The sequence below is a fragment of the Mesorhizobium sp. EU05-FHT14A09 genome, assembly GCF_058790995.1.
This window is the reverse complement of sequence record NZ_JBYTDF010000002.1, coordinates 174,090-189,021: the sequence shown is the minus strand read 5'-3', so window position 1 is coordinate 189,021 and position 14,932 is coordinate 174,090. Positions and strand designations below refer to the sequence as shown.

15 protein-coding genes and 1 pseudogene are annotated in these 14,932 nt (G+C 60.9%); 14 read left to right on the top strand and 2 right to left on the bottom strand.

The window, feature by feature from the left end; genetic code table 11:
* Positions 1-465, bottom strand: a complete 465-nt coding sequence (locus tag AC3WTO_RS08235) for a RidA family protein (RefSeq protein WP_492460223.1) — start codon at positions 463-465, stop codon at positions 1-3.
* A gap of 136 nt (positions 466-601) precedes the next feature.
* Here AC3WTO_RS08235 and AC3WTO_RS08230 point away from each other — a divergent pair, with 136 nt between their 5' ends.
* From AC3WTO_RS08230 to tsf, 5 genes are all read left to right on the top strand, one after another.
* Positions 602-1,435 carry a cell envelope integrity EipB family protein gene (locus AC3WTO_RS08230; RefSeq protein ID WP_492460222.1) on the top strand — a complete coding sequence of 278 codons (834 nt, stop codon included), beginning with the start codon at positions 602-604 and terminating at the stop codon, positions 1,433-1,435.
* A gap of 16 nt (positions 1,436-1,451) precedes the next feature.
* A complete protein-coding gene (locus tag AC3WTO_RS08225; RefSeq protein ID WP_492460221.1) occupies positions 1,452-1,730 on the top strand; it encodes a DUF4031 domain-containing protein in 279 nt (92 codons plus the stop codon).
* Complete coding sequence (locus AC3WTO_RS08220) at positions 1,727-2,338, top strand: LysE family translocator (RefSeq protein ID WP_492460220.1); 612 nt, start codon at positions 1,727-1,729, stop codon at positions 2,336-2,338. Before AC3WTO_RS08225 ends, AC3WTO_RS08220 begins: the two co-directional genes overlap by 4 nt.
* A gap of 211 nt (positions 2,339-2,549) precedes the next feature.
* Positions 2,550-3,335 (top strand): 30S ribosomal protein S2, encoded by a 786-nt coding sequence (gene rpsB / locus AC3WTO_RS08215; protein ID WP_129415057.1) that lies wholly within the window; start codon positions 2,550-2,552, stop codon positions 3,333-3,335.
* Between the two features lie 212 nt (positions 3,336-3,547).
* Positions 3,548-4,468: a translation elongation factor Ts gene (gene tsf / locus AC3WTO_RS08210; protein WP_492460219.1), complete on the top strand. Its 921-nt coding sequence runs from the start codon at positions 3,548-3,550 to the stop codon at positions 4,466-4,468.
* 17 nt (positions 4,469-4,485) lie between these two features.
* On the opposite strand, the gene AC3WTO_RS08205 is transcribed toward tsf, so the two are convergent.
* Entirely contained in the window at positions 4,486-5,415 is a 930-nt protein-coding gene (locus AC3WTO_RS08205) for a LysR family transcriptional regulator (RefSeq protein ID WP_492460218.1), read from the bottom strand.
* 98 nt (positions 5,416-5,513) lie between these two features.
* Between AC3WTO_RS08205 and AC3WTO_RS08200 the strand changes: the two genes are divergently transcribed.
* The 9 genes and pseudogenes from AC3WTO_RS08200 to bamA all read left to right on the top strand — a co-directional run bounded on the left by AC3WTO_RS08200 (position 5,514) and on the right by bamA (position 14,904).
* Positions 5,514-6,245 (top strand): SDR family oxidoreductase, encoded by a 732-nt coding sequence (locus AC3WTO_RS08200; protein ID WP_492460217.1) that lies wholly within the window; start codon positions 5,514-5,516, stop codon positions 6,243-6,245.
* Between the two features lie 50 nt (positions 6,246-6,295).
* Positions 6,296-6,838, top strand: a complete 543-nt coding sequence (locus AC3WTO_RS08195) for a nuclear transport factor 2 family protein (RefSeq protein ID WP_492460216.1) — start codon at positions 6,296-6,298, stop codon at positions 6,836-6,838.
* A 42-nt stretch (positions 6,839-6,880) separates the two neighbouring features.
* Complete coding sequence (locus AC3WTO_RS08190) at positions 6,881-7,987, top strand: aldo/keto reductase (protein WP_492460215.1); 1,107 nt, start codon at positions 6,881-6,883, stop codon at positions 7,985-7,987.
* A 159-nt stretch (positions 7,988-8,146) separates the two neighbouring features.
* On the top strand, positions 8,147-8,869 hold the full coding sequence (pyrH, locus tag AC3WTO_RS08185; protein ID WP_054310889.1) for a UMP kinase: 723 nt from the start codon (positions 8,147-8,149) through the stop codon (positions 8,867-8,869).
* A 56-nt stretch (positions 8,870-8,925) separates the two neighbouring features.
* Complete coding sequence (frr, locus tag AC3WTO_RS08180) at positions 8,926-9,480, top strand: ribosome recycling factor (protein ID WP_492460214.1); 555 nt, start codon at positions 8,926-8,928, stop codon at positions 9,478-9,480.
* A 19-nt stretch (positions 9,481-9,499) separates the two neighbouring features.
* Positions 9,500-10,231: pseudogene (locus AC3WTO_RS08175) on the top strand (isoprenyl transferase); the annotation flags it as partial.
* Positions 10,228-11,055, top strand: a complete 828-nt coding sequence (locus tag AC3WTO_RS08170) for a phosphatidate cytidylyltransferase (RefSeq protein ID WP_492460213.1) — start codon at positions 10,228-10,230, stop codon at positions 11,053-11,055. The pseudogene AC3WTO_RS08175 and the gene AC3WTO_RS08170, both read left to right, overlap by 4 nt.
* A 92-nt stretch (positions 11,056-11,147) precedes the next feature.
* Complete coding sequence (gene rseP / locus AC3WTO_RS08165; RefSeq protein WP_492460212.1) at positions 11,148-12,290, top strand: RIP metalloprotease RseP; 1,143 nt, start codon at positions 11,148-11,150, stop codon at positions 12,288-12,290.
* A 220-nt stretch (positions 12,291-12,510) separates the two neighbouring features.
* Positions 12,511-14,904, top strand: coding sequence for an outer membrane protein assembly factor BamA (gene bamA, locus AC3WTO_RS08160; protein WP_492460211.1), 2,394 nt, complete (start codon positions 12,511-12,513; stop codon positions 14,902-14,904).
* Positions 14,905-14,932: the final 28 nt, after the last annotated feature.

Sequence of the window (14,932 nt, the reverse complement as noted above, 5' to 3'; positions counted from 1 at the left end):
CTATTCGACTTCCAGAATCGCTTCGATCTCAACGGGGGCGTTGAGCGGCAGCGACGCGCTGCCGACGGCCGAACGAGCGTGCTTGCCCCTTTCCCCGAGGGCGGTCGCCAACAGATCGGAGGCGCCATTGGCGACGAGATGTTGCTCGGTAAAGTCAGGCGTTGAGGCGACGAATACGGTGATCTTGACGATGCGGCGAATCTTTCCAAGATCGCCAAGCGCCGCCTTGGCCTGAGCCAGGATGTTCACCGCGCAGTACTTCGCGGCTTCCTGGCCGGCGGCAACATCGACGTCGCGGCCAAGCAGGCCAGTCGCAGTGAGTTTACCGTCCTTCAGAGGCAGTTGGCCGGAAGTCAGCAGGAGATTGCCGCTGCGGGCGAACGGCACGTAATTGGCGACGGGCACAGCGGGCACCGGCAAGGTGATGCCGAGATCGCTTAGCCGCTTTTCGATTGTTTCGCCCATGGTAATTCCTTATTGCTTGAAGGTGTCGGGTTGGTTGGGTCGAAACTGCATTGTTTGACACGCTTCCGCCATGACTTTTTGTGATGTGGATCATCTTTTGCGGCTCAACTGTCAGCCGCGCCGACCGGAGCTGCCCATGCGCGTGACGCGCCTTCTCGCCAGTGCCTGCATTGTGTTCGCCGCTCTGCCCGCTGTCCCTTCATTTGCCGCCCCCCTGCTGCAGCCGCATCGTGCCGTCTATGACCTCGCACTGGACAAGGCTTCCGATCGATCAGGCATCACCGGCCTGTCGGGGCGTATGGTCTATGAGTTCAACGGCTCGCCTTGCGAGGGTTATACGGTCAAGTTCCGGTTCGTGACCCAGATCGCGACCAACGACAACAACACGCGCCTTACCGACCAGCAGACCACGACTTTCGAGGATGCGCAGGGCAAGACCTTCTCCTTCGTAACGAAGTCCTTCGTCGATCAGTCGATGGACAAGGAAGTGAAGGGAACGGCCACCAAGGAACCCAAGGATCTCAAGGTTGTCCTGGACAAGCCCGACAGGAAGACTCTGGAGCTGACCTCGACCCAGTTCCCGACCCAGCACCTGGTGGAGTTGATCGGCAAGGCGGAGAAGGGTGAGACCTTCTATGAGACCAGCCTGTATGACGGCTCCGATACGGCCGACAAGGTCATGACGACGACAGTGGTGGTTGGCAAGCCTGCAGCAGCGACGAAGGACGATCCTGAAATTTCCGCGCTCGCCAAATTCAGCAAGGATAAATACTGGCCGGTCGACATCGCCTATTTCGACCAGACCGACAAGGCGGATGGCGAAGAGCTGCCCTCCTACCGCATCTCCTTCAAGCTGCACGAGAATGGGCTCACGCGGGATCTCACCATGGACTACGGTGATTTCTCGATGACCGGCAAGCTGGTCAATCTGTCCCTGTTCGACACGCCGCAGAAACCCTGCAAGCAGTAGCGTCGCTGCCGGCCCCATGGCAGTCTATGTCGATGCGGCGATCTGGAAATGGGCTGGCCATCGCTGGTGCCATCTGCTTGCCGATGACGTCGATGAGCTGCATGGGTTCGCAGCCCAGCTGGGTGTGAAGCGTTCCTCCTACCAGGGGCCGCCGAAGACATCGGCGCCGCATTACGATATTACCGGGTTCGAGCGAGATCGCGCGGTGCGGCTTGGCGCTATCGAATGCAGTCGCGAAGAAATCGTCGCCGTGTTCCGGCGCGTTAGGATCAAGAACGGGAAGGTGAGGACATGACACTGGCGGCCTTTTTTGCCTACAGCACGGCAGTGGTCCTGGCGGCGATGACGCCGGGGCCAGCGATGTTCGCCGTGATTACCAACGGCGTATCGCGCGGCTTTGTGCGTGCCTTCACCGCAGGTCTCGGGGTGGCGGCTGGCGATGCCGTTCTGGTCACACTGGCGCTGTTGGGGCTGGTCACCCTGGTGCAGACGTTCGAATGGATCTTTCTGGTCCTGAAGTATGCCGGCGCGGTCTACCTGATCTATCTTGGCGTCAAGATGTGGCGATCCGCGGCCGCCAGGACTGAGGAGGGTGGCAAGGGTGAGGATCGATTCGCCCGCTCCTTCGTGCTTGGGGCGTCGATCGCACTCGGCAACCCCAAGGCCATCCTGTTCCATGCCTCGATCATGCCACTGATCCTCGATCTCAACGCCATGACCTTTGCCGATGGCCTCGTGGTCGTTGCGGTGGTGGTTTCGGCCAACATCCTGACGATGGGGTTCTACGCGGCCTTGTCGGGTCGTGCTTCGCGCTGGTTCCGTATGCCCTCGCGCATGCGGCTGATGAACCGTGTGGCGGGTGGGGCGATGATCGGGACGGGAGCTTTCATCGCGGCGCGATAGACAAGCCGATAGCCGGCAGGCTTGCTTTTGCGCTGCAACACGGTTATAGGCGCGACCATTCCACACACGGGCTTTGGTGTCTGTCCGGGAGAAATCCGGCTGAAACCTCCGGTGGCGGCTCAGGTAAACCCCGAAAAGCAAAGCGCTTTCGATCCGGTTTTCCAGAAACCGTCAAATGCCCGTGGAGGTCAACCGGAAAGGAAACTATACAATGGCTCTGCCAGATTTCAGCATGCGTCAGCTCCTTGAGGCTGGTGCTCACTTCGGCCACCAGACCCACCGCTGGAACCCGAAGATGGCGCCTTACATTTACGGCGCCCGTAACAACATCCACATTATCGACCTGTCGCAGACGGTTCCGCTGCTGCATCAGGCCCTCAAGCAGGTTTCGGACACCGTTGCCCGTGGCGGCCGCGTGCTGTTCGTCGGCACCAAGCGCCAGGCCTCCGACATCGTTGCTGATGCCGCACAGCGTTCGGCGCAGTACTACGTGAATTCGCGTTGGCTCGGCGGCATGCTGACCAACTGGAAGACGATCTCGAACTCGATCCAGCGTCTGCGCAAGCTTGACGACCTGCTGTCCGGTGGCGAAGCCCAGGGCTTCACCAAGAAGGAACGCCTGAACCTCGATCGTGAGCGCGAGAAGCTGAACAAGGCTCTCGGCGGCATCAAGGACATGGGCTCGACCCCGGATCTGATGTTTGTGATCGACACCAACAAGGAAGCGAACGCCATTCTCGAGGCCAAGCGCCTCGGCATTCCGGTGGTCGCCATCATCGATTCGAACTGCGACCCGGACAAGATCGATTTTCCGATCCCGGGCAACGACGACGCGGCCCGCGCCATCCAGCTGTACTGCGACCTGATCGCCAAGGCTGCCATCGACGGTATCGCTCGTCAGCAGGGCGCGCTGGGTGTCGACATCGGCGCGGCGGCTGAAGCTCCGGTCGAGCCGGTTCTCGGCGAGACCCCGGCAGGCGAAACCCCGGAAGCGTAAGGCATTTTGCAGCCAAGTGGCATCACTTGGCGTCGTACAAATGCGGTGAAAACAAAGTTTGGAGCGTTTCCGTGAAAAACGGAAACGCTCCAAACTCGAAGGCCGCATCAGGCCTTCATCAATTTCATATCTTGGCGCGCTAAGCGCCTGAACGCGGCGCATCATCGAAGAACCGATGGTGCGCCAGCCTATTGCGAAACAAAGAGGCGACAATGAGCATTTCAGCAGCACAGGTCAAAGAACTGCGCGACCTCACCGGCGCGGGCATGATGGACTGCAAGGCGGCCCTGGCCGAAACCAACGGCGACATGGAAGCAGCGGTTGACTGGCTGCGCGCCAAGGGTATTGCCAAGGCCGACAAGAAGGCTGGCCGCACTGCCGCCGAGGGCCTTATTGCCGTCGACGCCGGCCTGCGCGAAGCCGCGATCGTCGAAGTCAACTCCGAGACCGATTTCGTTGCCCGCAACGACGCCTTCCAGGAGATCGTGGCCAACGTCGCCAAGGTGGCGCTGGCCTATGGCAAGACCGAGGCCGTTGCCGTTGCCAAGTACCCGGGTTCCGACAAGAGCGTCACTGACACTATCAAGGACGCCGTCGGCACCATCGGCGAAAACCTCAGCTTCCGTCGTTCCGACAAGCTGACGGTCTCCGAAGGTGCGGTTGCGACCTACATCCACAATGCGGTTGCCGACAATCTCGGCAAGCTCGGCGTGCTGGTTGCTATCGAGACCGCTGGTGACGCACACAAGGCCAGCGCTTTCGCGCGCCAGGTCGCCATGCATGTCGCCGCCACCAACCCGCTGTCGCTCGATGTCGATGCGCTGGACCAGGCAGCCGTCGAACGCGAACGCGCGATCTTCTCCGAACAGGCCCGTGCTTCGGGCAAGCCGGAAAACGTTATCGAGAAGATGATCGAAGGCCGTCTGCGCAAGTTCTACGAAGAAGTCGTGCTGTTGAAGCAGGCCTTCGTGCTGAACCCCGACCTGACCGTCGAGCAGGCGCTGAAGGCAGCCGAGAAAGAAATCGGCGCCCCGGCCAAGATCACCGCCTATCTGCGCTTTGCGCTCGGTGAAGGCATCGAGAAGGAAGAGAGCGACTTCGCGGCCGAGGTCGCTGCGGCGGTCAAGAAGTAATCGCTCGAAGCTTCGTATCAGCTTTTTGATCGGCCGGGTGTCCGCAAGGATGCCCGGCCGATTTCTTGTGCGGTGTCGATGAAGGCGCGCAGCTTCGGCGCCATCGAGGCTCGGCGCGGAAAATACAGGAATAGCCCGGGTTCCTCGATCGAGGTTTCGGGCAGAATTTCGACCAATCTTCCGGCGGCAATGTCTGCCCGTAGAAGCGGTTCGAAGGCATAGGCCAGCCCGATATCGGCGAGGGCGAGGTCGCGCGCCGACATCGGGTCGCTGACGATCGTGGTGCCTCGTGTTGCCACGCTGACGTCCTTGCCATTGTCCAGCAGGTCCCAACGGTAGAGCGCGCCGGAGCGCAGCAGCCGGTAGCCAATGCAGTTGTGATCGGCGAGCTCGCTCAGGTGCTTCGGTTTACCGTTGCGGCCGATATAGGCAGGCGAAGCGACGATCGCCGTGCGGAAGGGCGGCGTCAGACGAACCGTGACCATATCCTGCGCGATCATTTCTCCCAGGCGCACGCCCGCGTCGAAGCCTTCTCCGACGATGTCGGTCAGTCTTTCGTCAGTGAAGATCTCGACCGCCACATCCGGATATCGCTCGGCCATTGCACCCAACACCGGCAGCAGTGCGAGTGTCAGCGCTACGCGTGAGGTGTTGAGCCTCAGCAGACCGCTGGCGCGGCCCTTCACGGCTCGGATGTGCTCCATGCGCTCGGCAATGTCCGCCAGCGCCGGCTCTGCCGTGGCGACCAGCGCCTGACCTGCTTCCGTCAAAGCAACGGATCGTGTCGTGCGCGCAAAAAGCGGCTGTCCGATCCGCTCCTCGACCAGGCGCACTGCGTGGCTGACCGCGGACGGGCTCATGCCGAGCTCCGCGGCCGCGGGAGCGAAGCCGCCGCGCTGCGCTACGGCGACGATGACAGGCAAATGGCTAAGCAGATCGCGGTCCATTCATGAATTATATCGCATAATAGGTACCAATAAAGCGACATTATCATTCGATCGTCACTCCTCCATGTTGAGCACGCCAGATCAAGCAGGAGCAGGCGATGTCGATGCAATTCGAAGGAAAGACGGCGATCGTGACCGGGAGCTCGCGGGGCATCGGCCGGGCGATTGCGGAACGCATCGCCGATGGCGGTGCAGCCGTGGTCATCAACTATCTCGAGAACGAAAGGCGCGCGCGAGAGGTCGTTGAGCGAATCGAGGCCCGGGGCGGTCGGGCAATCGCGGTTCAAGCCGACGTCTCGAAACTCTCCGATATTCGTGGCCTGTTCGACAAGGCCCAGTCGGCATTCGGCAAACCGGATATCGTCGTTGCCAATGCGGCAACGGCAATCATCAAGCCGCTCGTCGAAGCCACGGAGGATGACTACGACCGGGTTTTCGACACCAACGCCAAAGGTGTCTTCTTCATCCTGCAGGAGGCGACAAGACGGTTGCGCGATGGTGGGCGCATCGTTGTCGTCTCGACAGGCGGTACAAAGATGTTCTTTGGCCAGACCTCGCTCTATCTCGGCAGCAAGGGTGCGGTGGAACAGTTCGTGCGGGTGCTGTCGCGTGAACTGGGTCCGCGCAACATCACTGTGAACGCCATCTCGCCGGGTTTCACCGATACCGAGTTGCTACCGGATCGGGATCGTGCCGTTGCGGCTGGCCTTTCTGCCTTCGATCGCATCGGCACCCCGCAGGAGGTTGCCGAGGTCGCTGCATTTCTGGCGAGCGACGCGGCGCGCTGGGTGACCGGGCAGAATGTTGGCGCCGGTGGCGGCGTTTTCTGACCGCGTTTCTCCAACGATCAATCAAACCCTATTTGAAAAGAGGAATGACGATGAACGCTTTGACGCGTCTCGCACTTTGCTCGGCTGTCCTGGCTGCTGCCGACGTGAGTGGCAACGCCGCGCCGGCAGAATCCACGAGTACGGAACTGCAGAGGCTTATCGATGAGCGAGCCCTGGTTCGTCTCGTTGATCGGATCGACCGCGCAGTCGATGCACAGGACTGGAAACTGGCACGCGGTTTTTTCGCCGATCGTGTGCGGGTCGACTTCAGCTCGCTCGGCGGCCAGCCCGAAACGACAATCTCGGCTGATGATCTGATTGCGGGATGGGCCGGGAACCTGAAGGGCAGCAAGACCAGCCTGCACCTGCGCACCAATCACGACGTCGTCATCGGCGGCGACCGCGCCACGGTGAAATCGAACGGCTACGCGTGGAATCGCATGGAAGGCAATGGCGACCCGCTGTGGGAGGTGTGGGGCACCTACACGGCAGAGATGGTGCGCAGCCAGAGCGGTTGGGAGGTTGACGCTTTCGCTTTCCACAAGACGCATGAGCGCGGCAACGAATGGGTGAAGACCACGCCTGGGCAATGAACCAGATCATAGCAAGACAACATTCGGCCTCAGGAGCCTTCCATGACCACGACCTACTACACGCTCGGCAACAGCGGTCTCAAAGTGAGCCGATTGGCGCTCGGCACCATGACGTTCGGCACCGAATGGGGCTGGGGCTCTGACAAAAGTGCTGCGCGCGGACTGTTTGGGGCGTATGTCGAGGCTGGCGGCAATTTCTTCGACACGGCAGATGCCTACACCGGCGGCACATCCGAGACCTGGCTGGGGGAGTTCATAGCCGAGAGGGGATTGCGCGACAGGGCGGTGATCTCGACCAAGTTCAGCATGAACCTGGAAGGAGCAGACCCAAACACGGGTGGAAATGGTCGCAAGAACATTATGCGGGCACTCGAGGCCTCACTGAAGCGGCTCGGCACCGACTATATCGACCTCTACATCCTGCACTGCTGGGATCGTGTGACCCCGCCGGAAGAAGTGATGCGCACGCTGGATGATCTGGTGCGCGCAGGCAAGGTTCGCCACGTCGGCTTGTCCGACGTGCCGGCGTGGTATGCGAGTCGCGCGCAGGCGGTTGCCGAATTTCGCGGCTACGAGCCAATTTCGACGCTACAGCTCGAATATTCCCTGGTCGAGCGCAACATCGAGCACGAATTCGTGCCGTTCGGTACCCGGCACGGCGCGGGCATCATGGCGTGGAGTCCGCTGGGCAGCGGGCTGCTCAGCGGCAAGTATCGCGCCGGTGGCCCAAACGGTACGGGCGGCCGCCTTGAAACAGTGCGGGGCACGACAAACCCGGGTTTTCAGAAGTTCAATGAACGCAATTGGGCGATCATGACCGAACTGGAGAAGGTGGCTGCCGAGCTCGGAAAAAGCATGGCGCAGGTGGCGCTCAACTGGGTGACGACGCAACCCGGTGTCGCCTCCACCATCATCGGTGCGACCAAGATCGAGCAATTGCAGGACAATCTCGGCGCCCTGGATTTTGAAATCCCGGCCGAATTGCGGGCAAAGCTCGAACGCGTCAGCCGTTCCGCCACTCCATTTCCGTATTCCTTCTTCGGCTCGGAAATCCAGGGTGGCCTGACCGGCGGTGCTACGGTTGGCGCCAAGCCTGCAGGCTACCAGCCTGAGGTTCTGGTCGAGGGAATGTACGCCGGCGTCAATTGAGCGAAGCCTGCGGATTCATCAACAGGTCCAGTCCATTGCAGGAGGGCGCGGCGTGACATGGCCGCGCCCTTCGTGTATCGGGTGCAACACATCACCAACGGTACGGGACAGCGCCGGCCTTGCCCGGGACCAACCCGCGACACGACCCCAGGGGACCCAATGACAACCAAACCGCTCTACCGACGTGTCCTGTTGAAAGCGTCGGGCGAGGCGCTGATGGGCGAGCAGCATTTCGGCATCGATGTTTCGGTGGTTGACCGCATCGCCTCCGATATTGCCGAGGCGAGGGCGCTCGGAGTCGAGGTCGGCGTGGTCATCGGTGGCGGAAACATCTTCCGTGGCGTTGCCGTCGCCTCCAAGGGCGGCGATAGGGTGACCGGCGACCACATGGGAATGCTGGCAACGATCATCAATTCGCTGGCGTTGCGTACGTCGCTCAACAAGATCGGCGTCGATGCGGTGGTGCTTTCGGCGATCGCCATGCCGGAGTTGTGTGAGAGTTTCTCGCAACGCCAAGCGACCGCCTACATGAACCAGGGCAAGGTGGTGATCTTTGCCGGCGGCACCGGAAATCCCTTTTTCACGACCGATTCGGCGGCGGCCCTGCGTGCGGCCGAGATCGGCGCGGATGCGCTGTTCAAGGGCACGCAGGTGGATGGTGTCTACTCTGCCGATCCCAAGAAGGACCCGACCGCGACCCGTTTCGACCGCATCACCCACGCCGAAGTCATCAATAAGGGCCTTTCCATCATGGATACGGCCGCAATTGCGCTTGCGCGGGAAAACAACATTCCGATAATCGTCTATTCGATCCACGAAAAGGGCGGTTTCGGCGAGATATTGAAGGGCGGCGGCCATTGCACGGTGGTAGCCGACAATTGAAAATCAGGGCTCAGCCCTGACGCAAGTGGCCCGGACAGCGGGCCGGGGAGACGACAATGAGTGGCGACTACAACGATCTGAAGCGGCGCATGGATGGGGCGATCGCCGCCTTCAAGCAGGACCTTGCTTCGTTGCGTACGGGGCGCGCGTCCTCCAACCTGCTCGATGCCGTGAACGTTCAGGCCTATGGCTCGGCGATGCCGATCAACCAGGTGGCGACCGTCTCGGTGCCGGAGCCGCGCATGATTTCGGTATCGGTGTGGGACAAGTCGATGGTCGGCGCCGTCGACCGCGCCATCCGCGAATCCAACCTTGGCTTCAATCCGATCGTCGATGGCACCAATCTCCGCATTCCGTTGCCGGAACTCAACGAGCAGCGCCGCAAGGAATTGGTCAAGATCTCGCATGGTTATGCCGAAAATGCCCGTGTTGCGGCCCGTCACGTGCGCCGCGACGGCATGGATTATCTGAAGAAAGCGGAAAAGGACGGCGATATCAGCGAAGACGATCATCGCAAGGAGTCCGATCGCGTCCAGAAGCTGACTGACGAGACGATCACCACCATCGACCGGCTGCTTTCCGAGAAGGAAGCCGAGATCATGCAGGTCTAGGCGCGGCCACAGCCGACGCGAAAGCAAAACCATGGCAACGCCGGCGCATGTCGCGATCATCATGGACGGGAACGGCCGCTGGGCCAAGGCGCGCGGCCTTCCGCGCGTTGCGGGTCATCGTGCCGGCGTGGAGGCCGTCCGCCGCACCGTGAAAGCGGCCCCGGAACTTGGGATTTCATACCTCACGCTTTATGCGTTCTCCTCGGAGAACTGGTCGCGGCCGAAGTCCGAGGTTTCGGACCTGATGGGGCTGTTGAAGCTGTTCATCCGGCGCGATCTGGCGGAGCTGCATCAGAACGGCGTCCGGGTCAGGATCCTTGGCGATCGCGCCAACCTGCAGCCCGATATTCGCAATCTGCTCCTGGAAGCGGAGACGCTGACGGCGGGAAATTCCAAGCTGACGCTGCTGATTGCGTTCAACTATGGTAGCCGCGACGAGATCGTGCGCGCGGCGCGCAAGCTGGCTGCCGCTGCTGCGCGTGGCGAAATCACACCCGAGCAGATCGACGCGGACAGTTTCGCTGCACAGCTGGATACAGCAGACATACCGGATCCGGAGCTGCTGATCCGCACGAGCGGTGAAATGCGGCTTTCAAACTTCCTGCTCTGGCAGGCTGCATACAGTGAGCTCGTTTTCGTGCCTTGCTTCTGGCCCGATTTCAGTCGCGAACACTTGGCCGACGCCATCCGCGACTTCGGTGGACGCGAGCGCCGGTTCGGTGGTCTTGCCGCGCAAGACGTCGCCTCATGAGCGCTGCGCTCAGCAACCTGCAAATTCGGATCATTTCCGCAATCGTCCTCGGCGTTGCCGTGCTGGCGCTGACCTGGTTCGGCGCCTTGCCGTTCCGGCTTCTGGCTGCGTTGATTGCTGGTGCGATCTATTATGAATGGAGCCGGATGGCGCACGCCAGCGGTGCAAGCGGGCATGGCCCGCTTTCAGCCATCCTGATGCTGGTTTTCGTCGGCGTTCTCGTCGCAGGCTTGCCGGCTTTGACGACGGCCGCCGTTCTGGCATTGCTGGTCGGGATCGCCACCATCACTGTGGCGATGCGCGGCAAGGGCCAATGGGATGCCGCTGGCCTCGCCTATGCCGGCCTTTCCGGTTTTGCGCTCGCGTTTCTGCGCGACGCAGACTGGTCAGGCCTTGCCGCGATGCTGTTCCTGTTCGCCGTGGTCTGGGCAACCGACATTTTTGCCTATTTCGTCGGAAAGGCCGTCGGCGGGCCGAAGCTCGCGCCGGCGATCTCACCCGGAAAAACCCGCAGCGGAGCATTGGGCGGTGCTGTTTTCGGCGTCGCCGCGGGAATTCTGCTGGCGGCGCTGTTTGGCCTGCCCAACCTTACGCTGCTCGCGCTCGTGGCTCTGGTGCTGTCAATTGTCGCACAGGCGGGGGATCTGTTCGAATCCTGGGTCAAGCGCCGCCATGGCGCCAAGGATTCCAGCACGATCATTCCAGGCCATGGCGGTGTCATGGATCGCGTTGACGGGCTTGTGGCGGCAGCTGCGGCCCTGTACCTGATTGGCTGGATGACGGGGTCGGCCGATCATCCGGCGCAGGGGCTGTTTCCGGTCTGAAATTCGACATGCACCGCAAAGGTGCCACGGATTTGCCTGGATTGATGTCACATTTGCGGGCTGACCAGAGGCCGGGACATTGAGGACGTGAATTGAACGAAATTCTTCCCGCGCTGTTGAGTACCCAGGGCTTCGTGCTCGGCACCCTTGTGCCGTTCCTGTTCGTTCTGACCATCGTCGTTTTCGTGCATGAGATGGGACACTATCTCGTCGGCCGCTGGTGCGGCATCGGCGTGCGCGCCTTCTCGATCGGTTTCGGTCCGGAACTGATCGGTTTCAATGACCGTCGCGGTACGCGCTGGAAGCTTTGCGCCATTCCGCTCGGTGGCTACGTGAAGTTCGTCGGTGACATGAACGCCACTTCGAGCCAGCCCGGCGAGGCGGAACTCGAGAAGCTCAGCGACAGCGAGCGCAAGATCGCCTTCCACACCCAGCCCATCTGGAAACGTGCGGCCACCGTTTTTGCCGGCCCGCTGTTCAATTTCCTTTTGACGATTGCCGTTTTTGCCGTGCTGTTCATGACTTTCGGCCGTTCCGTGCTGGAACCGGCGGTCGCCGAGGTTCGGCCTGGCAGCCCGGCGGCGGCGGCTGGCATTCTGCCTGGCGATCGATTTGTCAGCGTCGACGGCGCGAAGGTCGAGAGTTTTGCCGACGTGCAGCGCCTCGTTTCGGGCAGGGCGGGCGACGCCATCACCTTTGTCATGCTGCGCGACGGCAAGGATGTCAGCGTGGTTGCGACGCCGCAATTGTCTGAACAGGAAGACGCGCTCGGCAACAAGGTCAAGATCGCGGTGATTGGGGTGACCACCAACAAGGAGGTCGGCCAACCCAGGCACATCACCTATTCGCCGGGGGGCGCCGTCGTTGCGGCCGTGGAGGCGACCGGCCAGATCATCGAGCGCACCGGCCTTTTCATGAAGCGTTTCGTGGTCGGCCGTGAGGACAAATGCCAGCTCGGCGGGCCTGTGAAAATCGCCGGCATGGCAGGCCAGGCCGCCAAGCTCGGCTTTGAGTGGCTAGTGCAACTTGCCGCATTGCTGTCTGTCGGGATAGGGATACTCAATCTTCTGCCGATTCCGCCACTGGACGGCGGCCATCTTCTCTTCTACGGGATTGAGGCTGTCATCAGGCGACCAGTATCCGAGCGGATGATGGAGGCGGTTTATCGGACGGGAATGATTCTCGTCCTGGGGTTCATGGGTTTCGTGTTCTGGAACGATTTGTTTGGATGCTGAAATCATGAAGGAATTTGGCTCGTGGGGCGGCTTTGTTGAGGCGCCGTTTACCATGAGCAGGGATATGAGTGACGCGAAAGCCACGCTGGGAACGTAAGTAAATACAAATTAACCAGAAGCCTTGCGTGTAGGGAAAATCCGGTTAATACGGTACGGGAAAATGACCGCGACGTCCGGTTTTCTCGCCGTGGGGACTACGAGAAAAAGGTTTTATAGCCCGATGAAGGCAGCATCCAAGTTTCTGAGCGCCGCGTCTGCGGCGGCTTTGTCAGCCGCCCTGGTAGTTCCGGGTTCGCTCGCTGTTCAGTTTGTGTCGGTGTCTGCCGCCCACGCTGCTGTGGTGAGCCGCGTCGATGTGAGCGGTAACACGCGCGTCGATGCCGAGACGATCCGCAACTATGTGAAGATCAAGCCCGGCAAGGCATTCTCCAATGCCGACATCGATGAGGCCGTGAAGGCGCTGTTCGGCACGGGCCTGTTCTCGGATGTCCGCATCAACCAGGTCGGCTCCGCCCTGGTGATCAAGGTTTCAGAGTACCAGGTCGTCAATCAGGTCATCTTCCAGGGCAATAAGAAGATCAAGGACGCCCAGCTCTCGATGGCTGTGCAGCTGAAGCCGCGTTCTTCCTATTCGCAGGCCGCCGTCGATGCCGACATCGAGGCAATAAAGGAAGCCTACCGTCGCATCGGGCGCGATGACGCTGCGGTTACCAGCCAGATCATGGATCTCGGCGAGAACCGCGTTAACGTCGTCTACACCGTCAACGAAGGCGAACGCACCAAAATTGTCTCCGTCAATTTCGTGGGCAACAAGGCTTTCGGCAGCCGTCGGCTGACCGACGTCATCGGCACCAAGAAGTCGAGCTGGCTGTCGTTCATCCTGCGCGACGATGTGTTCGATCCGGATAAGCTGAAGGCCGACGAAGAGCTGCTGCGCCGCTTCTACTACAATCGCGGCTACGCCGATTTCCAGGTCGTGTCTGCGACGGGTGATCTCGACAGCGCCAACAACCAGTACACCGTCACCATCACGGTGGATGAGGGTGATCGTTACGATTTCGGCGATATCAGCGTCGACTCGTCGATCCCGGAAGTTGACGCGCAGGCGCTGCAGTCGGTGGTTCAGACCTCAAAGGGCGACACCTACAACGCCAAGAAGGTGGAAGATTCGATCATCGCGCTGACCGAAAAGGTTGCCGGGCAGGGTTATGCCTTTGCTCAGGTCACGCCGCGCGGCGATCGCAACTTCGAGAACAAGACCATCTCGGTCACCTATACGATCGACCAGGGCGCCAAGGCCTATATCGAGCGTATCGAAATCCGCGGCAACGTCCGTACCCGCGATTACGTGATTCGTCGCGAATTCGACCTCAGCGAAGGCGATGCCTTCAACCAGGTGCTCGTGCAGCGCGCCAAGAAGCGCATCGAAGCGCTTGATTATTTTGAAAAGGTCGACATTTCGACCCAGCCGGGTTCCGAGCCTGACCAGGTCGTGCTCGTCGTTGATCTCGTCGAAAAGTCGACGGGTGACTTCTCCGTGGGTGCCGGCTACTCGACCGGTGGCGAAACGCCTGGCCCGTCGGTGATGGGTTCGATCACAGAGCGCAACTTCCTCGGCCGTGGCCAGTTCATCAAGCTGTCCGCCGGTGGCGGCAGAAAGTCGCGCGACTACAGCGTGTCCTTCACCGAGCCGTATTTCCTCGGTCGCCGTATCGCTGCTGGCTTCGATATCTACCGCTCGACACGCGAATACGATGCCTATGATTCGGAGACGACCGGTGCGACGATCCGCTTCGGTCTGCCGATCACGCAGAACCTGACGACGCAGCTCGCGTACAACATCTCGCAGGAGAAGTATAAGTACGACAAGGGTTGCTATGATGCCTCCGGCGTCTTCAATCCGCTGCTGTGTAACGTTTCGCAGGCCATCCAGAACGCCATCACCGATCCGGTGACCGGTAATCTCCGCGGCGCCTGGATCAAGTCGTCGGTCAGCGGCTCGCTGGTCTACAACACCATCGACGATATGAAGAACCCGCACTACGGCATCTATGCCAATGGCGGCGTTGAAGTGGCAGGTCTCGGTGGCGATGCCAAGTTCGTCAAGCTGACGGCTCGTGCCTCGATCTACCAGACGCTGTCCGAAGAGCTAGATATCGTCGGCCTGGTGTCTGGCGGTGCCGGCCACATCATGGGGTATGGCGACAAGGACCTGCGCGTCTTCGATCTGTTCCAGAACAACGACCGCATGATCCGCGGCTTCGAGTTCAACGGTATCGGTCCGGCGGCGGCCCGGCCCGGCGGTGGTTACGATCACCTGGGTGGCACGACGTATTTCAATGCATCGGCTGAAGCGCAGTTCCCGCTGCCGCTCGTTCCGGAAAGCCTGGGATTGCGTGGTGCTGTCTTCGCAGACGCCGCAACGCTCTACGGCAACGAAGTTGCGGGCGTCGATGGAACGACAACCGGCATGAAGCTGCGTGCGTCCGCTGGTATCGGCCTGATGTGGGCATCGCCGTTCGGTCCTCTGCGCATCGACTATGCGATCCCGCTCAAAAAGGAAAAGACGGACGACGTCCAGGAATTCAACTTCGGCATTTCGACCCGATTCTGATTTGCGAACCATGGCGGCTTCCGGGCAC